The organism is Shigella dysenteriae, assembly GCF_022354085.1.
GTDB classification, from domain to species: Bacteria; Pseudomonadota; Gammaproteobacteria; order Enterobacterales; family Enterobacteriaceae; genus Escherichia; species Escherichia coli.
The window spans coordinates 1994883-2018383 of sequence record NZ_CP055055.1 but is presented as its reverse complement, the minus strand read 5'-3'; the positions used below and the strand labels follow the sequence as shown (position 1 = coordinate 2018383).

The following is a 23501-nucleotide window of genomic DNA, read 5'->3' as shown; positions in this document are numbered from 1 at the left end:
TACACTATTTTAATAATTAAGACAGGGAGAAATAAAAATGCGCGTACTGGTTGTTGAAGACAATGCGTTGTTACGTCACCACCTTAAAGTTCAGATTCAGGATGCTGGTCATCAGGTCGATGATGCAGAAGATGCCAAAGAAGCCGATTATTATCTCAATGAACATTTACCGGATATTGCGATTGTCGATCTCGGATTGCCAGACGAGGACGGTCTGTCACTGATTCGCCGCTGGCGTAGCAATGATGTTTCACTGCCGATTCTGGTATTAACCGCCCGTGAAAGCTGGCAGGACAAAGTCGAAGTATTAAGTGCCGGTGCTGATGATTACGTGACTAAACCATTTCATATTGAAGAGGTGATGGCGCGAATGCAGGCATTAATGCGGCGTAATAGCGGTCTGGCTTCACAGGTCATTTCGCTACCCCCGTTTCAGGTTGATCTCTCTCGCCGTGAATTATCTATTAATGACGAAGTGATCAAACTGACCGCGTTCGAATACACCATTATGGAAACGTTGATACGCAATAATGGCAAAGTGGTGAGCAAAGATTCGTTAATGCTCCAACTCTATCCGGATGCGGAGCTGCGGGAAAGCCATACCATTGATGTACTGATGGGACGTCTGCGCAAAAAAATTCAGGCACAATATCCCCAAGAAGTGATTACCACCGTTCGCGGCCAGGGCTATCTGTTCGAATTGCGCTGATGAAAAAATTACTGCGTCTTTTTTTCCCGCTCTCGCTGCGGGTACGTTTTCTGTTGGCAACGGCAGCGGTAGTACTGGTGCTTTCGCTTGCCTACGGAATGGTCGCGCTGATCGGTTATAGCGTCAGTTTCGATAAAACTACGTTTCGGCTGTTACGTGGCGAGAGCAATCTGTTCTATACCCTTGCGAAGTGGGAAAACAATAAGTTGCATGTCGAGTTACCCGAAAATATCGACAAGCAAAGCCCCACCATGACGCTAATTTATGATGAGAACGGGCAGCTTTTATGGGCGCAACGTGACGTGCCCTGGCTGATGAAGATGATCCAGCCTGACTGGCTGAAATCGAATGGTTTTCATGAAATTGAAGCGGATGTTAACGATACCAGCCTCTTGCTGAGTGGAGATCATTCGATACAGCAACAGTTGCAGGAAGTGCGGGAAGATGATGACGACGCGGAGATGACCCACTCGGTGGCGGTAAACGTCTACCCGGCAACATCGCGGATGCCAAAGTTAACCATTGTGGTGGTGGATACCATTCCGGTGGAGCTAAAAAGTTCCTATATGGTCTGGAGCTGGTTTATCTATGTGCTCTCAGCCAATCTGCTGTTAGTGATCCCGCTGCTGTGGGTCGCCGCCTGGTGGAGTTTACGCCCCATCGAAGCCCTGGCAAAAGAAGTCCGCGAACTGGAAGAACATAACCGCGAATTGCTCAATCCAGCCACAACGCGAGAACTGACCAGTCTGGTACGAAACCTGAACCGATTGTTAAAAAGTGAACGCGAACGTTACGACAAATATCGTACAACGCTCACCGACCTGACCCATAGTCTGAAAACGCCACTGGCGGTGCTGCAAAGTACGCTGCGTTCTCTGCGTAGTGAAAAGATGAGCGTCAGTGATGCTGAACCGGTAATGCTGGAGCAAATCAGCCGCATTTCACAGCAAATTGGCTACTACCTGCATCGTGCCAGTATGCGCGGCGGGACATTGCTCAGCCGCGAGCTGCATCCGGTCGCCCCACTGCTGGACAATCTCACCTCGGCGCTGAACAAAGTGTATCAACGCAAAGGGGTCAATATCTCTCTCGATATTTCGCCAGAGATCAGCTTTGTCGGTGAGCAGAACGATTTTGTCGAGGTGATGGGCAATGTACTGGATAATGCCTGTAAATATTGCCTCGAGTTTGTCGAAATTTCTGCAAGGCAAACCGACGAGCATCTCTATATTGTGGTCGAGGATGATGGCCCCGGTATTCCATTAAGCAAGCGAGAGGTCATTTTCGACCGTGGTCAACGGGTTGATACTTTACGCCCTGGGCAAGGTGTGGGGCTGGCGGTAGCCCGCGAAATCACCGAGCAATATGAGGGTAAAATCGTCGCCGGAGAGAGCATGCTTGGCGGTGCGCGGATGGAGGTGATTTTTGGTCGCCAGCATTCTACGCCGAAAGATGAATAAATATGTCCATACTTCACGCATTACGTTAAGCATCCGTTATAATCGGTTGCAGATACCAGCCTGTGGATGCTTAACATGGAATACCAACTCACTCTTAACTGGCCCGATTTTCTTGAACGTCACTGGCAGAAACGCCCGGTGGTGTTAAAACGCGGCTTTAATAATTTTATTGACCCGATCTCTCCAGACGAGTTGGCGGGTCTGGCGATGGAAAGCGAAGTCGACAGTCGACTGGTCAGTCACCAGGATGGCAAATGGCAGGTCAGCCACGGTCCGTTCGAAAGCTACGATCATCTCGGTGAAACTAACTGGTCATTGTTAGTGCAAGCAGTGAATCACTGGCATGAGCCGACCGCCGCGCTGATGCGACCGTTCCGTGAACTACCAGACTGGCGTATTGATGATCTGATGATCTCTTTTTCTGTACCTGGCGGCGGCGTCGGCCCGCATCTCGATCAGTACGACGTGTTTATCATTCAGGGTACCGGACGTCGTCGCTGGCGAGTGGGCGAAAAGTTGCAAATGAAACAGCACTGCCCACATCCGGATCTGTTACAGGTCGATCCGTTCGAAGCCATCATCGATGAAGAGCTGGAGCCTGGTGATATTCTTTATATTCCGCCAGGATTCCCGCATGAAGGCTACGCGCTGGAAAATGCGATGAACTATTCCGTGGGTTTTCGCGCGCCAAATACGCGGGAATTAATTAGCGGATTTGCCGATTATGTGCTGCAACATGAACTGGGCGGCAACTACTACAGCGATCCGGATGTTCCACCTCGCGCTCATCCTGCGGACGTTCTGCCGCAAGAGATGGATAAACTGCGTGAGATGATGCTCGAATTGATCAACCAGCCGGAACACTTTAAGCAATGGTTTGGCGAGTTTATATCCCAGTCACGTCATGAACTGGATATCGCTCCGCCAGAGCCGCCTTATCAGCCGGATGAAATCTACGATGCGCTGAAACAAGGTGATGTGCTGGTGCGCCTGGGTGGTCTGCGCGTATTGCGCATTGGCGACGACGTGTATGCCAATGGTGAGAAGATCGATTCCCCGCACCGTCCGGCACTGGATGTACTCGCCAGCAACATTGCGCTGACCGCGGAGAATTTTGGCGATGCGCTGGAAGATCCGTCATTCCTCGCGATGCTCGCGGCGCTGGTAAATAGCGGGTATTGGTTCTTCGAAGGGTAAGTTTGGATTTAAGCCGGATGTGGCGCTGATTGCGCCTTATCGTGCCTACATGCACTGAACGCCTGTAGGCACGATAAGTATGTGGACCAGTGTCAATATAACGGTTTCATCCCGGTAATTGGCAGTCCACATACGCATCGGGCAATCACGACTTCCGTTGCGCCGTTAACTCGGCAATACGGACGATCACCTGCACCGCTTTTTCCATACCTTCCAGAGTCACAAACTCATGCTTACCATGATAGTTGTAACCGCCAGTGAACAGGTTCGGGCACGGTAATCCCATAAACGACAACTGCGCGCCGTCGGTACCGCCGCGGATCGGTTTCAGTTCCGGTTCAATATCGCAGTCACGCATCGCCTGCTGAGCGATATCGAGAATATGCGGATGCTCAACCACTTTCTCGCGCATATTGTAGTAACTGTCTTCAATCACCAATTCAATGTAGCAATCAGGATGTAACCCTTTGCCCACTTTTTTGGCGATCTCCATCATTTTACGTTTACGCGCTTCAAACTGTTTACGGTCGAAATCACGGATGATGTAGTGCATATCGGCCCGTTCAACGGTGCCTTTCATGCTCGCCAGGTGATAGAAACCTTCATAGCCTTCTGTCATTTCCGGGCTTTCATCCGCCGGAACTTCCGCATGAATACGTGCCGCCAGCGACAGCGCATTTACCATCACTCCTTTCGCCGTGCCCGGGTGAACATTGTTACCGACAATTTTGATATTGACCGACGCGGCGTTGAAGTTTTCAAACTCCAGTTCGCCTACGCCACCACCATCAACAGTGTAAGCCCAGCGGGCATCGAAGGCATCAACATCAAAATGTTTCGCCCCTTTGCCCACTTCTTCATCCGGGGTAAAGGCGACGCGAATATCACCATGCGGAATGTTTTTCTGTTGCAATACCGCCAGCGCGGTCATGATTTCTGCAATACCGGCTTTGTCATCGGCACCTAACAAGGTTTTACCATCGGTGGTAATCAGCGTCTGACCCAGTAGCTGATGCAGCACCGGGAACATAACCGGTGATAAAACTTCATCGCCGATACCCAGCGCAATATCGCCACCGCGATAGTTTTCAACAATTTGCGGATTCACATTTTTGCCGCTGCAATCCGGTGAGGTATCCACATGAGAAATAAAGCCAATCGCCGGGATATCGCCAGGGACGTTAGCCGGTAACGTCGCCATCAAAGTGCCCTTCTCACTTAAGGTCACATTGATAAGCCCCATCTCTTCGAGCTGCTCTTTCAGCAGATGCAATAACTTCCATTGGCCTTCCGTGCTGGGAACCTGTCTCACCCCTGCTTTTGATTGGGTATCCAGAGACACGTAGTTCAAAAATCGCTCAAGTAGTTTATCCATGTAGTCACCCTCACTTTTTGTGACAACATTATTAAGAAGCAAGAAAAGACAAATATTGCGTCAGGTCACTTTTACCCCTGCAAGCGGGAATATTTATCAGCATTACCTTAATGAATATAAAGCTAAGCCAGTAATTCACAACAAAGATTGGCGATTCAAGCGGTTTGCCGTAGAATTACCGCCCTCATTAAGAGTCACCAAGGTGGTTAACCACAAACCCCGCATCGGTAAGCCATCCGTTGCGTTTACATGGGACAGAGTAAAAAATTGAATAAACAACCGAGTTCGCTTTCACCGCTGGTGCAATTGGCGGGAATTCGCAAATGCTTTGATGGTAAAGAGGTCATTCCCCAGCTGGATCTGACTATCAACAATGGCGAGTTCCTCACGCTGCTTGGCCCTTCTGGCTGCGGTAAAACAACCGTTCTTCGCCTGATTGCAGGTCTGGAAACTGTTGATTCCGGACGCATCATGCTGGATAACGAGGACATCACCCACGTTCCGGCGGAAAACCGCTATGTGAACACTGTTTTCCAAAGCTACGCACTTTTCCCCCACATGACCGTGTTCGAAAATGTGGCCTTTGGGTTGCGCATGCAAAAAACCCCCGCTGCTGAAATTACGCCCCGCGTGATGGAAGCCCTGCGGATGGTGCAGCTGGAAACCTTCGCTCAACGTAAACCGCATCAGCTCTCTGGTGGTCAACAGCAACGCGTCGCCATTGCTCGCGCGGTGGTTAACAAGCCTCGTCTGTTGTTGCTGGATGAGTCGCTCTCAGCGCTGGATTACAAACTGCGTAAGCAAATGCAGAACGAGCTGAAAGCGTTACAGCGTAAGCTTGGCATTACATTCGTCTTCGTGACTCACGACCAGGAAGAAGCACTCACCATGTCAGACAGGATTGTGGTGATGCGCGATGGTCGCATTGAGCAAGACGGCACGCCGCGTGAAATCTACGAAGAGCCGAAAAACCTGTTTGTTGCCGGCTTCATTGGCGAAATCAATATGTTTAACGCCACTGTCATCGAACGTCTAGACGAGCAGCGCGTACGCGCCAACATTGAAGGCCGCGAATGTAATATCTACGTTAACTTCGCCGTTGAACCGGGGCAAAAACTGCATGTTCTGCTGCGCCCGGAAGACTTACGTGTTGAAGAGATTAACGACGACAACCACGCTGAAGGGCTGATTGGTTACGTTCGCGAGCGTAACTACAAAGGCATGACGCTGGAGTCGGTTGTTGAACTGGAAAATGGCAAGATGGTGATGGTCAGCGAATTCTTCAATGAAGACGATCCTGACTTTGACCACTCTCTCGACCAAAAAATGGCCATTAATTGGGTAGAAAGCTGGGAGGTCGTACTGGCTGATGAAGAACACAAGTAAGTTCCAGAATGTAGTGATTGTCACTATTGTCGGTTGGCTTGTGTTGTTTGTCTTTCTGCCCAACCTGATGATCATTGGCACCAGCTTTTTGACCCGCGACGACGCCAGTTTTGTCAAAATGGTCTTTACGCTGGATAACTACACGCGTCTGCTCGATCCGCTCTATTTTGAAGTGCTATTGCACTCGCTGAATATGGCGCTGATCGCCACCCTCGCCTGCCTGGTGCTGGGCTACCCGTTTGCCTGGTTTCTGGCGAAGCTGCCACACAAGGTGCGTCCGCTGCTGCTGTTTCTGCTGATTGTTCCCTTCTGGACCAACTCACTGATTCGCATCTACGGGCTGAAAATTTTCCTCAGCACCAAAGGCTATCTCAACGAGTTTTTGCTCTGGCTGGGCGTTATCGACACACCAATCCGTATCATGTTCACGCCCAGTGCGGTGATTATCGGTCTGGTTTACATTCTGCTGCCGTTTATGGTGATGCCACTGTACTCCAGTATCGAAAAACTGGATAAGCCGTTGCTTGAGGCGGCGCGCGATCTCGGTGCCAGCAAGTTACAGACTTTTATCCGCATCATTATTCCACTGACGATGCCGGGGATTATTGCCGGATGTCTGCTGGTGATGCTGCCAGCGATGGGCCTGTTCTATGTGTCCGACCTGATGGGCGGTGCGAAAAACCTGCTGATCGGTAACGTCATCAAGGTACAGTTCCTCAATATTCGTGACTGGCCGTTTGGTGCAGCCACCAGCATTACGCTGACTATCGTAATGGGCCTGATGTTGCTGGTTTACTGGCGCGCTTCTCGTCTGCTGAATAAGAAGGTGGAACTCGAATGATCGGTCGACTGCTTCGCGGCGGTTTTATGACCGCTATCTACGCGTACCTGTATATCCCAATCATTATTTTGATTGTGAACTCCTTTAACAGCTCGCGCTTTGGCATCAACTGGCAGGGTTTTACCACTAAATGGTATAGCTTGCTGATGAACAACGACAGCCTGTTACAGGCAGCGCAGCATTCACTAACAATGGCGGTGTTTTCGGCGACGTTTGCTACGCTTATCGGTTCACTGACGGCAGTTGCACTGTACCGTTATCGCTTTCGTGGTAAGCCGTTCGTTAGCGGAATGCTGTTTGTGGTAATGATGTCACCAGATATCGTGATGGCAATTTCGCTGCTGGTGCTGTTTATGCTGCTGGGTATTCAGCTTGGCTTCTGGTCGCTGCTGTTCTCGCATATCACCTTCTGCCTGCCATTTGTGGTGGTGACGGTGTATTCGCGCCTGAAAGGTTTTGACGTGCGAATGCTGGAAGCGGCGAAAGATCTCGGTGCCAGCGAATTTACCATTCTGCGAAAAATCATTCTGCCACTGGCAATGCCAGCGGTGGCGGCGGGCTGGGTGTTAAGCTTTACCCTGTCGATGGACGATGTGGTGGTTTCTTCGTTCGTCACCGGGCCGAGTTATGAAATTCTGCCGTTAAAAATTTATTCGATGGTCAAAGTCGGCGTATCGCCGGAAGTTAACGCGCTGGCAACCATATTACTGGTGCTGTCGCTGGTGATGGTTATTGCCAGCCAGCTTATTGCTCGTGATAAAACGAAAGGTAACACAGGGGACGTTAAATGAAAAAATGGTCACGCCACCTGCTCGCGGCGGGTGCTCTGGCTCTGGGCATGAGCGCCGCTCACGCCGATGACAACAACACGCTGTATTTCTACAACTGGACCGAGTACGTGCCGCCAGGACTGCTTGAACAGTTCACCAAAGAAACTGGTATTAAGGTTATCTATTCGACTTACGAGTCGAACGAAACCATGTATGCCAAGCTGAAAACGTACAAAGACGGTGCCTATGACCTGGTGGTTCCTTCAACCTATTACGTCGATAAAATGCGTAAAGAAGGGATGATCCAGAAGATCGACAAGTCGAAGTTAACGAACTTCAGCAATCTCGATCCAGACATGCTCAATAAGCCGTTTGACCCGAATAACGATTACTCCATTCCGTATATCTGGGGGGCGACGGCGATTGGCGTTAACGGTGATGCGGTAGATCCGAAATCCGTTACCAGCTGGGCCGATCTGTGGAAGCCTGAGTACAAAGGCAGCCTGCTGCTGACCGACGATGCCCGTGAAGTGTTCCAGATGGCGCTACGTAAGCTGGGCTACTCCGGTAACACCACCGATCCGAAAGAGATTGAAGCTGCATATAACGAGCTGAAAAAACTGATGCCAAACGTCGCAGCGTTTAACTCCGATAACCCGGCTAACCCGTACATGGAAGGCGAAGTTAACCTCGGCATGATCTGGAACGGTTCTGCTTTCGTTGCACGCCAGGCGGGTACGCCTATTGACGTGGTGTGGCCGAAAGAAGGCGGCATATTCTGGATGGACAGCCTGGCGATCCCGGCAAATGCCAAAAACAAAGAAGGCGCGCTGAAATTGATCAACTTCCTGCTGCGCCCGGATGTGGCAAAACAGGTTGCTGAAACTATCGGTTATCCAACGCCAAACCTTGCGGCGCGTAAGCTGTTAAGTCCAGAAGTGGCGAACGATAAGACGCTCTACCCGGATGCTGAAACCATTAAAAATGGCGAATGGCAGAATGACGTTGGCGCAGCCAGCAGCATTTATGAAGAGTATTATCAGAAGCTGAAAGCAGGACGTTAATTCAGCAAGCGGGCGGTGGTATTACCGCCCGTTTTTTAGTTAGCAAGGATGTGGCTAATGAGTCAGGACAGTAGAGTTTTATCCCGCTCTTTCGTCGGTATTGTGGTCCGCTTGTAGGCCTGATAAGCGTAGCGCATCAGGTAATGCTTCCTGCTTTATAATCCCTTCAGCAACTTTTCAACAAATTCTGGCACCACCTGGCTTGCCGGGCCGTAATATTTCTCGGCAAATTCATTACCGACCTGACTTGGTTCAAGATTCAGCTCCACGGTGTGCGCGCCATGCAGTTTCGCTTCGTGAACAAACCCAGCCGCCGGATAAACATGCCCCGAAGTACCAATGGCAATGAAAATATCGGCCATCGACAACGCCATATAAATTTCATCCATGCCGAGTGGCATTTCGCCAAACCACACTACGTGCGGGCGCAAGGGTGCCGGAAACTGGCAGCAATGGCATTTATCTTCTGGAGTAACGTCTCCGGTCCAGTCGAGAACCTGACCACTTTGAGAACAACGAACTTTCAGCAGTTCCCCATGCATATGAATCACATTGGTATTACCTGCGCGTTCATGCAGGTTGTCTATATTCTGCGTCACCAGCAAAAAGCGATCGCCGAGAGCATCTTGCAGTTTAGCCAGCGCAAGATGCGCGGCGTTAGGCTGAATTTCTGGCTGCTGCAGCTGTCGACGACGGGCGTTATAAAACGCTTGCACCAGTTCAGGATCGCGATCGAAACCTTCCGGCGTTGCCACATCTTCAACCCGATGTTCTTCCCACAGGCCATCTGCGGCGCGAAAGGTACGAATACCTGATTCCGCAGAAATTCCTGCCCCTGTCAGTACGAGTACTCTTGGTTTTTCCATTGCTTCCGGCACCACTTTATCTCTGAAAAAAATACGCTGACGCAAACGCTCGCGCAGGCGGCGTTTATTTTTACGAAAACGACTTAACCGATGACCCCGACGCGACAGCATAGCAACCTCTGTTGTTTAATCGGTTAGATGTAGGAAGGCCGCACCACGCATTCCTCCCGCATCACCGTGGCGCGCGCGTTCAATGCGCGGAACACGAGCTACAGGTAAGAGATGACGAGGCAGCCTGTCCGCCAGTTGCGTTGTGATTGCCGGGAAATTCGATAAACCACCACCAATGACGACCAGGTCAGGGTCAACAATGGTCAGGATATTTCCCAGACAAACCGCTAATAAATCCAGATAACGCTCAACGTGCGCCCTTGCCTGCTCATCGCCTTGATCATAAAGCGCAATAATTTCGGGAGCCTGCAACGGTTGATGATAATAGTGTTGATACAGCCACGCAAAACCGCGACCAGACAGATAATTTTCAATGCAGCCATGCTGACCACAGCCGCAGCGGCGTAACGGGAAATCCAACCCCATCATGGTTAACGCATCAACCGGCAGACGCATATGGCCAAACTCGCCGGTAATGTAGCTTTTACCGGTAATCGGTTTGCCGTTGAAAATCAGCCCGCCGCCAACGCCGGTGCCGAGAATCAACCCCATCACCAGTGGATATTGCGTAAATTCATCATCCCAGGCTTCTGAAAGGGCAAAACAGTTGGCATCGTTATCAAGGCGTACATCGCGATCAAGACGTGCGCTCAGGTCGGCACGCAGCGGTTTACCGCTGGCAGCGGGGACATTGGCGGCATACAGCGTACCATCTTCTGTTTCCGGCATTCCCGGAATACCGATGCCGACAGAACCTTTACAGCCAAAACGTTGGTCAGCTTCAGCTACCAGTTCACACACTGCATCTAAAAATGCGTCATAGCTGTCACGCGGTGTCGGCACCCGCTTTTCCCACTGCAACTGCCGACCGCTATCAAACACGCCAAGCGCAATTTTTGTTCCACCAATATCAAACCCGTAATACATTGCCGCTCCTTGTTTTAATGTACTGCCTTTACTGGCCGCTAAGGACTCGCGCAGGGTCAATATTACTGGCGCGCCGCGCCGGATACCAACTTGCCAAAAGACTCAGCAACAATGCTGTGACCAGTACGTAGAAGACGTCCAGCCAGTGCAATTCCGATGGCAGGAAATCAATAAAATAGATATCGCTGGAGAGGAACTGATGACCAATCAGCTTTTCAATCCGCTCAATAATCGGGGTAAGTTGCAGTGAAACAACTACGCCGATAATCACACCACACAGGCTACCGAACAGCCCTGCCAGCAATCCATACCAGACAAAGATGGCGCGAATTAAACCATCTTTCGCCCCCAGCGTTCTTAATACTGCGATATCGCCACTCTTGTCTTTCACCGCCATCACTAAGGTGGAGACGATGTTGAAACAGGCCACGCCAATCACCAGTACCATCGCCAGATACATAATGGCGCGGATCATCTGGATATCGCGATACATATAGCCGTAAGTACCAATCCAGCTTTTAATATAAACATAGCTGTTGGTCACTTCACCCGCATCGCGTACCAGCTTATTGGCGTTGAAAACATCCGTCATTTTAAGGGCAATACCTGACACGCTGGAACCCATATCAAGATATTGCTGAGCATCTGCCAGCGGGATCATGGCAAAACTGTGATCGAGTTGACCACTCAACTGCAAAATACCGGCAACGTGCAAACGCACTCGTTTTGGCTGCATCAGTTTATGCTCAGGATTCGAGTTGGGGATCATAATCGACACCCAATCGCCCTGCTTCACTTTCAGCGCATCCGCCACGCCTTTGCCGATGATAATTTGCTGTTCGCCCGCTTTAAAATTGCGCCAGGCATCCCCCTGAACAAACGAGGGTAATGCGCTCAGACGCTGTTCCTGTTGCGGGTTAACGCCCTTCACCTGGATTGCGCGCAGATTGGCACCACTTTCTACCAGTCCGGTGAAATTGATATACGGCGCAGCGGCGGCAATACCTGGCACTTTTTGCACGTTATCCAGTGCTTCCTGCCAGTTAGTCCACGGTTGATCCACCGCCTCTATTTCGCCATGCGGCACCACCGCCAGAATGCGGTTATTCAGTTCGCGTTCAAAGCCGTTCATCGCGCTTAAGCCGACGATCAATACCGCCACGCCAAGGGCAATGCCAATGGTAGAAATGACGGAGATCAGCGACACCATGCCGCCGCGTCGCCGTCCGCGGCTAAAACGCAGGCCAATCAATAACGATAAAGGCATCGCCATTACTCCGCCCCCATCAGGCTCAGTTCCGCCGTCAGACGACCATCACGCATCTCCAGTTGGCGGCTCATACGTTTCGCCAGTTGCAGGTCGTGAGTAACCACCAGGAAGGCGGTGCCCTGCAAGCGATTCAATTCTCCAAGCAACTGGAAGATGCTGTCGGCGTTACGTGCGTCAAGGTTACCGGTTGGTTCATCCGCCAGTACCAGACGCGGGTTATTGACCAGCGCACGGGCAATCGCCACACGCTGGCGTTCGCCGCCAGAAAGCTCAGATGGGCGGTGATTCGCACGATGATCCAGCCCCACCGCTTTTAACATCTCAAGTGCACGGCTGTTGATTTCAGCGGGCTTTTTCTTGCCAATCAGCAGCGGCATAGCCACGTTTTCCAGGGCGGTAAAATCCGGCAGCAGGTGGTGAAACTGATAAATAAAGCCCAGCTTCTGGTTGCGCAGTTCTGCTTTCGCAGCCGACGACAGTTTGCTCATTGGCTGACCATTAAAAATCACATCGCCGGAGGTTGGCGTATCCAGCCCGCCCAGCAGGTGCAGCAAGGTACTTTTACCGGAACCAGAGCTACCGACGATCGCCATCATTTCACCTTCGCCGACGCTGAAACTGACATTGTGCAGCACATCGGTTTGCACACTGCCTTCCTGATAGCGTTTGCACAGGTTGTCGCATTGCAACAGGATCTTATTCATAACGTAAAGCCTCAGCGGGTTGAGTGGCGGCAGCGCGCCATGAAGGGTAAAGCGTAGACAGCAGCGCGATAGCCATCGCCACCAGCGCAATAACAATGACCTGTAAAGGTTCGATAGCGACCGGCAGCGCCGCGCCATCAAGCAGGACGCCGATTATCGGCATCAGATTATTTAACTGGCTGGCAAGCAGGGCGCCAAGCGCCGCTCCGAGGATCGCACCGATAATCCCGGCGCTGGCCCCTTGCACCATAAAGACCATCATGATTTGTCGCGGAGTTAAGCCTTGCGTTTGCAGGATCGCTACTTCGCCCTGCTTCTCCATCACCATCAGCCCCAGCGAGGTAATAATGTTAAACGCCGCAACGGCGACAATCAGGCTCAGCAGTAAGCCCATCATATTTTTTTCCATGCGTACGGCCTGGAACAGCTCGCCTTTACGGTCACGCCAGTCCTGCCATTTGCTGCCTTCAGGCAGTTTTTGCTGACTTAAAGAGTCAACTTTCAGCGGCTCATCCAGCCACAAACGCCAGCCGGTAATATTGCCTGCCGGATAACGCATTAGACGCGAGGCATCCTCAATATTCACCAGCATTTCATAGCCATCGACTTCACTGTTAGCGGCAAAAGTACCAATCACATTGAACAGGCGCTGACTTGGAATACGCCCCATCGGCGTGAACTGGCTGGCAGATGGCACCATCACGCGGATTTGATCACCGCGATTGACGCCCAACTGTGAGGCAAGCTGTTCACCGAGGATGACATTATATTTCCCCGGCTCGAGGTCAGTTTGTTTCACATTGACCAGATACGGCGTTAGTGGATCTTTTTGCGCCGGATCGATACCCAGCATCACCCCGACCGCCACGCTGCGCGCGCTTTGCAGTACCACATCACCGGTAGTAATAGGTGCGACGCGATTAACGCCGTCCAGTTTGACTGCCGTTTCCGGGAGTTGCTGCGGGTTAAGAGAGCCATGCTCAGAAGAGAGAATTGCCTGTGGCATCAGGCCAAGGATGTTGTTTTGCAGCTCGCGCTCAAAGCCGTTCATCACTGACAATACTGTGACCAGCGCCATCACCCCGAGGGTAATGCCGATGGTAGAAAGCCAGGAGACGAAACGACCGAAGCGATCCGCTGCACGCCCACGCATGTAACGCAGGCCAATAAATAGAGCGACAGGTTGGTACATGAAATCCGTCTGGTTGCTGTAGCAAAGACACGAGTATATAAGCGAAAGCAAGATGGGTAAACGTCTGAACTGTAAGTGATCGTCAGGGCTAATCTGAAAAGCCCCCGTAAATCAATCGGCTAAATTGCCATGTTTTATCATCAATCTTGCCGCCTGATCTTAATCTGAAAAATCATCCAATACAGACAGATACCCATTACACCTCGGGTCATAACCCGCAGGATCAACCGCATGTAAATTAAAAAAGAGCGTGTTGTCCTGATGAAACAAAAAGAGCTATGGATTAACCAGATCAAAGGGTTATGTATTTGTCTGGTGGTGATTTATCACTCGGTCATTACCTTTTATCCGCATATGACCACTTTTCAGCATCCGTTATCGGAAGTCCTGAGCAAATGCTGGATCTATTTCAATCTTTACCTTGCACCCTTTCGTATGCCGGTTTTTTTCTTTATATCCGGCTATTTGATTCGCCGCTATATCGACAGCGTACCGTGGGGAAATTGTCTCGATAAACGGATCTGGAACATCTTCTGGGTGCTGGCGCTTTGGGGCGTGGTGCAGTGGCTGGCGTTAAGTGCGCTGAACCAGTGGCTGGCACCTGAGCGCGATTTAAGCAATGCCTCCAATGCCGCTTATGCCGATTCCACCGGTGAGTTCCTGCACGGGATGATCACCGCCAGCACCAGCTTGTGGTATCTGTATGCGTTAATTGTCTATTTCGTGGTATGTAAAATTTTTAGCCGTCTGGCGCTGCCACTATTCGCCTTGTTTGTACTGCTGAGTGTGGCGGTTAATTTCGTTCCCACGCCGTGGTGGGGAATGAACAGTGTGATCCGCAATTTGCCTTATTACAGCCTTGGCGCATGGTTTGGCGCAACAATAATGAGCTGTGTTAAAGAGGTGCCGTTGCGCCGCCATCTGCTGATGGCTTCTTTGCTTACCGTTCTGGCGGTCGGTGCCTGGTTGTTTACTATCTCGCTGCTGTTGTCGCTGGTATCGATTGTGGTGATCATGAAGCTGTTTTATCAATACGAGCAACGATTCGGTATGCGCTCCACCAGCCTGCTGAATGTGATTGGCTCCAACACCATTGCTATCTACACCACCCATCGCATTCTGGTTGAAATATTCAGCTTAACTCTGCTTGCGCAAATGAACGCAGCACGCTGGTCGCCGCAAGTCGAACTGACACTCCTGCTGGTTTATCCCTTTGTCAGTTTGTTCATCTGTACTGTTGCGGGCTTGCTGGTAAGAAAACTTTCACAGCGTGCATTCAGCGATCTGTTGTTCTCCCCGCCTTCACTGCCCGCTGCCGTCAGTTACTCCCGCTAAGCCATCGCCCCAGCCGGGGCGATTCAATTTGCTAAACCATGTCGATTACGGATAATGAACAGCATTGCTTATCAGAGATATGCCCCCATATGTTGAGGCATATCCTAACGAGAATCTGACAACCGTTATGCCTGAACAATATCGTTATACGCTGCCCGTCAAAGCGGGTGAGCAGCGTCTGCTGGGCGAGTTAACCGGCGCTGCCTGCGCGACGCTGGTGGCGGAAATTGCCGAACGTCACGCCGGTCCGGTGGTACTCATTGCACCAGATATGCAAAATGCTCTGCGTTTGCATGATGAAATCAGCCAGTTCACCGATCAGATGGTGATGAATCTGGCGGACTGGGAAACCCTCCCTTACGACAGTTTTTCGCCTCATCAGGACATTATCTCCTCGCGCCTTTCCACCCTTTACCAGCTACCGACGATGCAGCGTGGCGTACTGATTGTTCCGGTGAATACGCTTATGCAGCGCGTTTGCCCACACAGTTTTCTCCACGGTCATGCGCTGGTGATGAAAAAAGGTCAGCGCCTGTCACGAGATGCATTACGAACCCAACTGGACAGCGCCGGTTATCGCCATGTTGACCAGGTGATGGAGCACGGCGAATACGCCACGCGCGGCGCGTTGCTGGATCTCTTCCCGATGGGGAGTGAGCTGCCTTATCGTCTTGATTTCTTTGATGATGAAATCGACAGCCTGCGGGTGTTTGACGTCGACAGCCAGCGCACGCTGGAGGAAGTAGAAGCGATCAATCTGCTGCCCGCGCACGAATTTCCGACCGATAAAGCGGCAATTGAACTGTTCCGCAGCCAGTGGCGTGATACCTTCGAAGTGAAGCGCGATCCGGAACATATTTACCAGCAAGTGAGTAAAGGCACATTACCTGCCGGGATCGAGTACTGGCAGCCGCTATTCTTCAGCGAACCGCTGCCGCCACTGTTCAGTTATTTCCCTGCCAATACCTTGCTGGTGAATACTGGCGATCTGGAAAACAGTGCCGAACGTTTCCAGGCTGATACACTGGCGCGTTTTGAGAATCGCGGCGTCGATCCGATGCGCCCACTGTTGCCACCACAATCGCTCTGGCTGCGGGTGGACGAGCTCTTCTCAGAGCTGAAACACTGGCCCCGAGTGCAGCTAAAAACTGAACATTTACCGACAAAAGCCGCGAATGCCAATTTAGGTTTCCAGAAACTGCCAGACCTGGCCGTTCAGGCACAACAAAAAGCGCCGCTGGATGCGCTGCGTAAGTTCCTCGAGACTTTCGATGGTCCGGTGGTGTTCTCGGTAGAAAGTGAAGGTCGCCGTGAAGCGCTGGGTGAACTGCTCGCACGAATTAAAATTGCTCCGCAACGCATTATGCGTCTTGATGAAGCCAGCGACCGTGGGCGTTATCTGATGATTGGCGCTGCCGAACATGGTTTTGTCGATACGGTGCGTAACCTGGCGCTGATTTGCGAAAGCGATCTGCTCGGTGAACGCGTTGCCCGCCGTCGTCAGGACTCTCGCCGCACCATCAACCCCGATACACTGATCCGCAACCTCGCGGAGCTGCATATTGGTCAGCCGGTGGTCCATCTGGAGCACGGCGTTGGTCGTTATGCCGGAATGACCACGCTCGAAGCTGGAGGCATTACTGGCGAGTATTTGATGCTCACCTATGCCAACGACGCCAAACTGTATGTTCCGGTGTCGTCACTGCATCTGATTAGCCGTTACGCAGGTGGCGCGGAAGAAAACGCCCCGCTGCATAAACTTGGCGGTGATGCGTGGTCACGCGCGCGGCAGAAAGCGGCGGAAAAAGTGCGTGATGTGGCGGCGGAATTGCTGGATATCTACGCGCAACGCGCCGCCAAAGAGGGCTTCGCGTTTAAACACGATCGTGAGCAGTATCAGTTGTTCTGCGACAGCTTCCCGTTTGAAACCACGCCGGATCAGGCGCAGGCCATTAATGCGGTGCTTAGCGACATGTGTCAGCCACTGGCAATGGATCGTCTGGTGTGCGGCGATGTTGGCTTTGGTAAAACAGAAGTGGCGATGCGCGCCGCTTTCCTGGCAGTAGATAACCACAAGCAGGTGGCGGTGCTGGTGCCTACCACCCTTCTCGCGCAGCAGCATTACGACAACTTCCGCGACCGTTTCGCCAACTGGCCGGTACGTATCGAAATGATCTCCCGTTTCCGCAGCGCCAAAGAGCAGACGCAAATCCTTGCGGAAGTGGCGGAAGGGAAAATCGATATTCTGATCGGTACGCACAAACTGCTGCAAAGTGACGTCAAGTTTAAAGATTTAGGCCTGCTGATTGTCGATGAAGAACACCGCTTCGGGGTGCGTCATAAAGAGCGCATTAAAGCGATGCGCGCGAACGTGGATATTCTGACGCTTACTGCAACGCCGATCCCACGTACGCTGAATATGGCAATGAGCGGAATGCGTGACCTGTCGATTATCGCCACGCCGCCCGCCCGTCGTCTGGCAGTTAAAACCTTTGTCCGTGAGTATGACAGCCTGGTGGTCCGGGAGGCGATCCTGCGTGAAATTTTGCGCGGAGGACAGGTTTATTATCTCTACAATGATGTGGAAAACATTCAGAAAGCCGCCGAACGGCTGGCAGAACTGGTGCCAGAAGCGCGGATCGCCATCGGTCACGGGCAGATGCGCGAGCGCGAACTGGAACGGGTGATGAATGATTTCCATCATCAACGTTTCAACGTGCTGGTTTGTACAACCATTATCGAAACCGGGATCGACATCCCGACAGCCAACACCATTATCATTGAACGCGCGGATCACTTCGGTCTGGCGCAGCTGCACCAGTTACGCGGTCGCGTCGGACGTTCGCATCATCAGGCATATGCATGGTTGCTGACACCGCATCCAAAAGCGATGACTACCGATGCACAAAAACGTCTTGAAGCGATTGCCTCGCTGGAAGATCTCGGTGCAGGTTTTGCGCTGGCAACGCACGATCTGGAGATCCGCGGCGCGGGTGAACTGCTTGGCGAAGAACAAAGTGGCTCAATGGAAACCATCGGTTTCTCGCTGTATATGGAGTTGCTGGAAAACGCCGTCGATGCACTGAAAGCCGGACGCGAGCCGTCGCTGGAAGATCTCACCAGCCAGCAAACAGAAGTCGAGCTGCGGATGCCGTCGCTATTGCCAGATGATTTCATCCCTGACGTGAACACGCGTCTGTCGTTCTACAAACGTATTGCCAGCGCCAAAACGGAAAACGAACTGGAAGAGATCAAAGTCGAGCTTATCGATCGCTTCGGCCTGCTGCCGGATCCGGCGCGTACCCTGCTGGATATTGCCCGTCTGCGCCAGCAAGCGCAGAAACTGGGGATCAGGAAGCTGGAAGGTAATGAGAAAGGCGGCGTGATCGAATTTGCCGAGAAGAATCACGTTAATCCGGCCTGGTTGATTGGTTTGCTGCAAAAACAGCCGCAGCATTACCGCCTTGATGGTCCGACGCGCCTGAAGTTTATTCAGGATTTGAGTGAGCGGAAAACGCGTATCGAATGGGTACGCCAGTTTATGCGTGAACTGGAAGAGAACGCGATCGCTTAATGGTAAATCGGGGGCGTTTCTGCGCCCCCATCTGCAACATTTACAAATTCTTTGCACTTCCCTGCACTATCCGACACTGTCACCATCCATAATTCAGGCTTATCTGTTTATTACAATAACCTTATATTTATTATGGATTTTTGGTGATGATCAAAACGCGTTTTTCTCGCTGGCTAACGTTTTTTACGTTCGCCGCTGCCGTGGCGCTGGCGCTACCGGCAAAAGCCAACACCTGGCCGCTGCCGCCAGCGGGCAGTCGTCTGGTTGGCGAAAACAAATTTCATGTGGTGGAAAATGACGGTGGTTCTCTGGAAGCCATCGCCAAAAAATATAACGTCGGCTTTCTCGCTCTGTTACAGGCTAACCCCGGCGTTGATCCTTACGTACCGCGCGCGGGCAGCGTGTTAACGATCCCGTTGCAAACCCTACTTCCAGACGCGCCGCGCGAAGGCATTGTGATCAACATTGCGGAGCTGCGTCTCTATTACTACCCGCCGGGTAAAAATTCGGTAACCGTGTATCCAATAGGTATTGGTCAGTTAGGTGGTGACACGCTGACACCGACAATGGTGACCACCGTTTCAGACAAACGTGCAAACCCAACCTGGACGCCAACGGCAAACATCCGCGCCCGTTATAAAGCACAGGGAATTGAGTTGCCTGCGGTAGTGCCGGCTGGACCGGATAACCCAATGGGCCATCATGCGATTCGTCTGGCGGCCTATGGCGGCGTTTATTTGCTTCATGGTACGAACGCCGATTTCGGCATTGGCATGCGGGTAAGTTCTGGCTGTATTCGTCTGCGGGATGACGATATCAAAACACTCTTTAGCCAGGTCACCCCAGGCACCAAAGTGAATATCATCAACACTCCGATAAAAGTCTCTGCCGAACCAAACGGTGCGCGTCTGGTTGAAGTACATCAGCCGCTGTCAGAGAAGATTGATGACGATCCGCAGCTGCTGCCAATTACGCTGAATAGCGCAATGCAATCATTTAAAGATGCAGCACAAACTGACGCTGAAGTGATGCAACATGTGATGGATGTCCGTTCCGGGATGCCGGTGGATGTCCGCCGTCATCAAGTGAGCCCACAAACTCTGTAAATCCTGGATAAAAAAATCCCCGCGACACGGCATGTCGCGGGGAAAAAATCAGCAGTAGCAGGCATTAATGAGGGTTAATGCTTATTTATAAATTACTGCTGTTCCATGGAGGGTATTCGGACCGGTTACAGAAGTAATACGGAAAGATTTTGCGCCCATCTCATCCGCTTTTTGCGCCAGCTGTTCTTCCAGCGATCCCAGATTTGTCCCCGCGTTAGCACTGATTGTACCGACTTTTTGTTGGCCTTCTGGCGTTGACTGAACTTCGACAGCCGCAAAGCTGGCAAATGACATGGAGCTTAAAATCGCCGCAGCGATGAGGGTTTTTACGTTTTTCATAATAGTGGCCTTATGCAGATGAATGACGTCGCAAGCAATTACTTAACGATCGATAACTAAATGATAGATGTGATCTGGATCACATACAAGATATTTTTTATAACAATCATTAATTAATTTAAAAATCTTTAAATTTCAGTTAAATAGAAAGCAATTATTTTTATGGGATCTGGACTGGTGAACGGAGGTGATTATTTTTATAATAACCTTTCATTCACAGTCACCAGGTACAACGGCATCATGGCAACTGACTCAACACAATGTGTAAAAAAAAGCCGTGGCCGCCCAAAAGTGTTCGACAGGGATGCCGCGCTTGATAAGGCCATGAAATTGTTCTGGCAACACGGTTATGAAGCGACTTCTCTTGCGGACCTCGTCGAAGCGACCGGAGCCAAAGCGCCCACGCTATACGCGGAATTTACCAACAAAGAGGGGTTATTTCGTGCCGTTCTCGACCGCTATATCGATCGTTTTGCCGCTAAGCATGAAGCACAGCTGTTTTGTGAAGAGAAAAGCGTGGAGTCTGCGCTGGCTGACTATTTTGCTGCCATCGCCAACTGCTTTACCAGCAAAGACACCCCGGCAGGCTGCTTCATGATCAACAACTGCACCACCCTCTCCCCAGATTCAGGAGATATCGCCAATACGTTGAAATCACGCCATGCGATGCAAGAGCGCACTTTGCAGCAGTTTTTATGTCAACGACAAGCGCGCGGGGAAATCCCGACCCACTGTGACGTGACGCATCTGGCAGAATTCCTTAATTGTATTATTCAGGGGATGTCGATCAGCGCACGCGAAGGTGCATCGCTGGAAAAACTGATGCAGATTGCCCGAACGACTTTGCGTTTATGGCCGGAACTGCTGAAATAAGTCGCAAAAAAAGCCCCTCAGCCTGAGCGAATGAGGGGCCAAATTGCAGAGTACAGCCTTGTTATACTTTGTTATTCAAAATCAGTTGCCCGTTGCTATCTAGCGGGATCTGCGTACCCGGATCGCGGTCCATGCGGATTTTGCCCTGCTGATCGCCAATCTTATAGGTCACATCATAACCGAGCATTTTTTCTGACTTGTCATACACCGTTTTACAACGCTGTTGCGTAGTCGTGTAAGTATCGCTTTCCTGGAGAGAGCCCTGGATCTGGTTACCGGCATATCCACCACCCAGCGCCCCCACAACAGTGGCGACATCTTTACCACGACCACCACCAAACTGATGCCCTATCACGCCGCCAGCAACAGCCCCGAGCACCGACCCGGTAATGCGATTTTCATCCTGCACCGGTCGACGATGGGTCACTGTGACGTTGCGACACTCCTGACGCGGTGTTTTAACCGTTTCCTTGATTGGGGTTGCAGAAACAACCTGAGCGTATTGCGGGCCCCGTTCAAACACGTTCAGACTGGCCACTGCCGCTACGCCCAGCGCAGCTGCGACACCAATCCCGATACCCGCCAACATTGATTTATTCACGGGAACACCTCCTTCTTTGCAGTTATGCCAATCATGCAAGCGAAGGAGAAAAGCAGCTATCAGACAGAAGATGAAAAGCGCGGGAATGGCTGGAAATACTTAAGGATTCGGAGGAGTCTGAAGGAATGCCTGATGCGACGCTTAACGCGTCTTATCAGGCCTACCGCTCGTACCATTTGTCCAGGGCGGATGAGGCGTTTATGCCACATCCGCCAGTGTACGTCGATTAATGCAACTTCAAACGCGGACGGATAACGCGGTTAATACTCCCCACCAGCATCATTAATCCGGTTTTAAAGTAACCATGCAGCGCAATCTGATGCATTCGGTATAGCGAGATATATACAAAGCGCGCAATTCGTCCTTCAATCATCATTGAGCCGCGCGTCAGGTTACCCATCAGGCTACCGACGGTGGAGAAGTTCGACAGCGATACCAGCGAACCATGATCTTTATACTGATAATTTTTCAGCGGCTTACCGTTCATCTGCGCCAGTATGTTGTTCATTGCGCAAGTCGCCATCTGGTGTGCAGCCTGAGCACGCGGCGGAACAAAGCCCCCTTCCGGACGCGGGCATGACGCGCAGTCGCCAATAGCGTAAATGTCTGGATCGCGGGTGGTTTGCAGCGTCGGTTCCACCACCAGCTGGTTGATACGGTTAGTTTCAAGACCACCGATACCTTTCAGGAAGTCTGGCGCTTTGATCCCGGCTGCCCACACCATCAGATCAGCCTCAATATATTCGCCATCTTTAGTGTGCAGGCCGCCTTCATCAGCACTGGTGACCATGGTTTGCGTCAGCACGCGAACGCCAAGTTTCGTTAGCTCGTTGTGGGCCGCAGCAGAGATACGTGGCGGTAATGCAGGCAAAATACGTTCTCCCGCTTCTACCAGCGTTACGTTCAGGGCTTCGTTGGTCAGGCCTTTGTAACCGTAGCTGTGCAGTTGCTTGACCGCGTTGTGCAATTCAGCGGAGAGTTCTACACCCGTCGCGCCGCCGCCGACAATCGCAATGTTCACTTTGCCATTTGCGCCCAGGTTGGCGGAGTATTTCAGGAAGAGATTCAGCATCTCCTGGTGAAAGCGACGCGCCTGGTGCGGGTTATCGAGGAAAATGCAGTTCTCTTTGACACCTGGCGTATTGAAATCGTTAGAGGTGCTACCCAGCGCCATTACCAGGGTGTCATAGGCGATTTTACGTTCCGGAACCAGCAGTTCACCTTTCTCATCGCGCAGTTCTGCAATAGTGATTGTTTTCGCTTCACGATCAATATCAATGACGGAACCCAGCTGGAACTGGAAACCATGATTGCGCGCATGGGCCAGATAGCTCAACGCATCGACGCCTTCATCAAGCGAGCCAGTCGCCACTTCGTGCAGCAGCGGTTTCCACAGGTGGCTGTGGTTACGATCGACCAGCGTAATTTTGGCTTTTTTCTTGCGTCCCAGCTTATGCCCCAGCTGTGTTGCCATTTCCAGCCCACCAGCACCGCCGCCGACAATCACAATTTTTTTCAATGGCGTAGTCAACGTGACCCCCTTAAATTTATTAACCAATTGTTAATTAATGGTTATTAACATAGCTCTTAATTAACAACAGGTTACAGCAATGAAAATGTTCTTCGCTATTGAGAATAACATGAATGGTGCATTGGTCATACCAAAATTGATGTTAATCAAGTTTTGTTGCTGAAAAGATAGGCGACTTTACCGGGTGAGATCAAAAAACAGAGTTTATTGTTTATTATTTGAGCGAGTTTGTGAGAGTGATATAGAGTGAGGGGTGTTCGGTAGGCCTGA

At 51.3% G+C, this 23501-nt stretch carries 20 protein-coding genes; 11 read left to right on the top strand and 9 right to left on the bottom strand.

Going from position 1 to position 23501, the window contains the following annotated elements; all coding sequences use genetic code 11:
• The first annotated feature begins 37 nt into the window (after positions 1-37).
• The 3 genes from phoP to roxA all read left to right on the top strand — a co-directional run bounded on the left by phoP (position 38) and on the right by roxA (position 3366).
• The gene (phoP, locus tag HUZ68_RS09660) at positions 38-709 is read left to right on the top strand and encodes a two-component system response regulator PhoP (protein WP_001265481.1); all 672 of its coding nucleotides are present in this window, start codon (positions 38-40) and stop codon (positions 707-709) included.
• On the top strand, positions 709-2169 hold the full coding sequence (gene phoQ, locus HUZ68_RS09655) for a two-component system sensor histidine kinase PhoQ (protein ID WP_000735413.1): 1461 nt from the start codon (positions 709-711) through the stop codon (positions 2167-2169). Before phoP ends, phoQ begins: the two co-directional genes overlap by 1 nt.
• Before the next feature lie 75 nt (positions 2170-2244).
• The gene (gene roxA, locus HUZ68_RS09650) at positions 2245-3366 is read left to right on the top strand and encodes a ribosomal protein uL16 3-hydroxylase (protein WP_239594162.1); all 1122 of its coding nucleotides are present in this window, start codon (positions 2245-2247) and stop codon (positions 3364-3366) included.
• Positions 3367-3511: 145 nt separating this feature from the next.
• On the opposite strand, the gene pepT is transcribed toward roxA, so the two are convergent.
• Positions 3512-4741, bottom strand: coding sequence for a peptidase T (gene pepT, locus HUZ68_RS09645; RefSeq protein ID WP_000359447.1), 1230 nt, complete (start codon positions 4739-4741; stop codon positions 3512-3514).
• A 249-nt stretch (positions 4742-4990) separates the two neighbouring features.
• Here pepT and potA point away from each other — a divergent pair, with 249 nt between their 5' ends.
• From potA to potD, 4 genes are read left to right on the top strand one after another with little or no spacing between them, the layout of a single operon-like run.
• Positions 4991-6127, top strand: coding sequence for a spermidine/putrescine ABC transporter ATP-binding protein PotA (gene potA / locus HUZ68_RS09640; protein ID WP_201472031.1), 1137 nt, complete (start codon positions 4991-4993; stop codon positions 6125-6127).
• The gene (potB, locus tag HUZ68_RS09635) at positions 6111-6968 is read left to right on the top strand and encodes a spermidine/putrescine ABC transporter permease PotB (protein ID WP_000799401.1); all 858 of its coding nucleotides are present in this window, start codon (positions 6111-6113) and stop codon (positions 6966-6968) included. The genes potA and potB overlap by 17 nt, the downstream gene beginning before the upstream one ends.
• Positions 6965-7759 (top strand): spermidine/putrescine ABC transporter permease PotC, encoded by a 795-nt coding sequence (gene potC, locus HUZ68_RS09630; RefSeq protein ID WP_000580316.1) that lies wholly within the window; start codon positions 6965-6967, stop codon positions 7757-7759. The genes potB and potC overlap by 4 nt, the downstream gene beginning before the upstream one ends.
• A complete protein-coding gene (gene potD, locus HUZ68_RS09625; protein ID WP_000759317.1) occupies positions 7756-8802 on the top strand; it encodes a spermidine/putrescine ABC transporter substrate-binding protein PotD in 1047 nt (348 codons plus the stop codon). The genes potC and potD overlap by 4 nt, the downstream gene beginning before the upstream one ends.
• A 155-nt stretch (positions 8803-8957) precedes the next feature.
• Here potD and cobB read toward each other — a convergent pair whose 3' ends face one another.
• The 5 genes from cobB to lolC are packed head-to-tail and all read right to left on the bottom strand — an operon-like array spanning position 8958 to position 13872.
• Entirely contained in the window at positions 8958-9779 is an 822-nt protein-coding gene (gene cobB / locus HUZ68_RS09620) for a Sir2 family NAD+-dependent deacetylase (RefSeq protein ID WP_000952736.1), read from the bottom strand.
• A gap of 15 nt (positions 9780-9794) precedes the next feature.
• Positions 9795-10706, bottom strand: coding sequence for an N-acetylglucosamine kinase (gene nagK, locus HUZ68_RS09615; protein ID WP_000291270.1), 912 nt, complete (start codon positions 10704-10706; stop codon positions 9795-9797).
• 28 nt (positions 10707-10734) lie between these two features.
• Entirely contained in the window at positions 10735-11979 is a 1245-nt protein-coding gene (gene lolE, locus HUZ68_RS09610) for a lipoprotein-releasing ABC transporter permease subunit LolE (RefSeq protein ID WP_001251367.1), read from the bottom strand.
• Positions 11979-12680 carry a lipoprotein-releasing ABC transporter ATP-binding protein LolD gene (lolD, locus tag HUZ68_RS09605; protein WP_001033694.1) on the bottom strand — a complete coding sequence of 234 codons (702 nt, stop codon included), beginning with the start codon at positions 12678-12680 and terminating at the stop codon, positions 11979-11981. The genes lolE and lolD overlap by 1 nt, the downstream gene beginning before the upstream one ends.
• Complete coding sequence (lolC, locus tag HUZ68_RS09600) at positions 12673-13872, bottom strand: lipoprotein-releasing ABC transporter permease subunit LolC (protein WP_000284714.1); 1200 nt, start codon at positions 13870-13872, stop codon at positions 12673-12675. The genes lolD and lolC overlap by 8 nt, the downstream gene beginning before the upstream one ends.
• Before the next feature lie 261 nt (positions 13873-14133).
• Here lolC and HUZ68_RS09595 point away from each other — a divergent pair, with 261 nt between their 5' ends.
• The 3 genes from HUZ68_RS09595 to ldtC all read left to right on the top strand — a co-directional run bounded on the left by HUZ68_RS09595 (position 14134) and on the right by ldtC (position 19887).
• The gene (locus HUZ68_RS09595; RefSeq protein ID WP_033815752.1) at positions 14134-15207 is read left to right on the top strand and encodes an acyltransferase family protein; all 1074 of its coding nucleotides are present in this window, start codon (positions 14134-14136) and stop codon (positions 15205-15207) included.
• A gap of 127 nt (positions 15208-15334) precedes the next feature.
• Positions 15335-18781: a transcription-repair coupling factor gene (gene mfd / locus HUZ68_RS09590; RefSeq protein ID WP_033815751.1), complete on the top strand. Its 3447-nt coding sequence runs from the start codon at positions 15335-15337 to the stop codon at positions 18779-18781.
• A 143-nt stretch (positions 18782-18924) separates the two neighbouring features.
• Positions 18925-19887, top strand: coding sequence for a L,D-transpeptidase LdtC (gene ldtC, locus HUZ68_RS09585; protein WP_001300895.1), 963 nt, complete (start codon positions 18925-18927; stop codon positions 19885-19887).
• 81 nt (positions 19888-19968) lie between these two features.
• Here ldtC and bhsA read toward each other — a convergent pair whose 3' ends face one another.
• On the bottom strand, positions 19969-20226 hold the full coding sequence (gene bhsA / locus HUZ68_RS09580) for a multiple stress resistance protein BhsA (protein ID WP_000800153.1): 258 nt from the start codon (positions 20224-20226) through the stop codon (positions 19969-19971).
• Between the two features lie 240 nt (positions 20227-20466).
• On the opposite strand from bhsA, the gene comR reads away from it, so the two are divergent.
• Positions 20467-21099, top strand: a complete 633-nt coding sequence (comR, locus tag HUZ68_RS09575; protein WP_001298465.1) for a TetR family copper-responsive transcriptional repressor ComR — start codon at positions 20467-20469, stop codon at positions 21097-21099.
• A 61-nt stretch (positions 21100-21160) separates the two neighbouring features.
• Here the strand turns inward: comR and HUZ68_RS09570 are convergent, their stop codons facing one another.
• Together HUZ68_RS09570 and ndh are read right to left on the bottom strand one after the other, a co-directional pair.
• The gene (locus tag HUZ68_RS09570; RefSeq protein ID WP_001043459.1) at positions 21161-21700 is read right to left on the bottom strand and encodes a glycine zipper 2TM domain-containing protein; all 540 of its coding nucleotides are present in this window, start codon (positions 21698-21700) and stop codon (positions 21161-21163) included.
• A gap of 226 nt (positions 21701-21926) precedes the next feature.
• On the bottom strand, positions 21927-23231 hold the full coding sequence (gene ndh, locus HUZ68_RS09565; protein WP_239594160.1) for an NADH-quinone dehydrogenase: 1305 nt from the start codon (positions 23229-23231) through the stop codon (positions 21927-21929).
• Positions 23232-23501 lie beyond the last annotated feature (270 nt).

What these genes read in the sequence shown, in the direction of transcription:
- potA (WP_201472031.1), top strand. Translation starts at nt 4,991, where the DNA reads ATGGGACAGAGTAAAAAATTGAATAAACAACCGAGTTCGCTTTCACCG.
- lolE (WP_001251367.1), bottom strand. Translation starts at nt 11,979, where the DNA reads ATGGCGATGCCTTTATCGTTATTGATTGGCCTGCGTTTTAGCCGCGGA.
- lolC (WP_000284714.1), bottom strand. Translation starts at nt 13,872, where the DNA reads ATGTACCAACCTGTCGCTCTATTTATTGGCCTGCGTTACATGCGTGGG.
- cobB (WP_000952736.1), bottom strand. Translation starts at nt 9,779, where the DNA reads ATGCTGTCGCGTCGGGGTCATCGGTTAAGTCGTTTTCGTAAAAATAAA.
- bhsA (WP_000800153.1), bottom strand. Translation starts at nt 20,226, where the DNA reads ATGAAAAACGTAAAAACCCTCATCGCTGCGGCGATTTTAAGCTCCATG.
- potC (WP_000580316.1), top strand. Translation starts at nt 6,965, where the DNA reads ATGATCGGTCGACTGCTTCGCGGCGGTTTTATGACCGCTATCTACGCG.
- nagK (WP_000291270.1), bottom strand. Translation starts at nt 10,706, where the DNA reads ATGTATTACGGGTTTGATATTGGTGGAACAAAAATTGCGCTTGGCGTG.
- mfd (WP_033815751.1), top strand. Translation starts at nt 15,335, where the DNA reads ATGCCTGAACAATATCGTTATACGCTGCCCGTCAAAGCGGGTGAGCAG.
- pepT (WP_000359447.1), bottom strand. Translation starts at nt 4,741, where the DNA reads ATGGATAAACTACTTGAGCGATTTTTGAACTACGTGTCTCTGGATACC.
- lolD (WP_001033694.1), bottom strand. Translation starts at nt 12,680, where the DNA reads ATGAATAAGATCCTGTTGCAATGCGACAACCTGTGCAAACGCTATCAG.
- roxA (WP_239594162.1), top strand. Translation starts at nt 2,245, where the DNA reads ATGGAATACCAACTCACTCTTAACTGGCCCGATTTTCTTGAACGTCAC.
- potD (WP_000759317.1), top strand. Translation starts at nt 7,756, where the DNA reads ATGAAAAAATGGTCACGCCACCTGCTCGCGGCGGGTGCTCTGGCTCTG.
- comR (WP_001298465.1), top strand. Translation starts at nt 20,467, where the DNA reads ATGGCAACTGACTCAACACAATGTGTAAAAAAAAGCCGTGGCCGCCCA.
- potB (WP_000799401.1), top strand. Translation starts at nt 6,111, where the DNA reads ATGAAGAACACAAGTAAGTTCCAGAATGTAGTGATTGTCACTATTGTC.
- phoQ (WP_000735413.1), top strand. Translation starts at nt 709, where the DNA reads ATGAAAAAATTACTGCGTCTTTTTTTCCCGCTCTCGCTGCGGGTACGT.
- HUZ68_RS09595 (WP_033815752.1), top strand. Translation starts at nt 14,134, where the DNA reads ATGAAACAAAAAGAGCTATGGATTAACCAGATCAAAGGGTTATGTATT.
- phoP (WP_001265481.1), top strand. Translation starts at nt 38, where the DNA reads ATGCGCGTACTGGTTGTTGAAGACAATGCGTTGTTACGTCACCACCTT.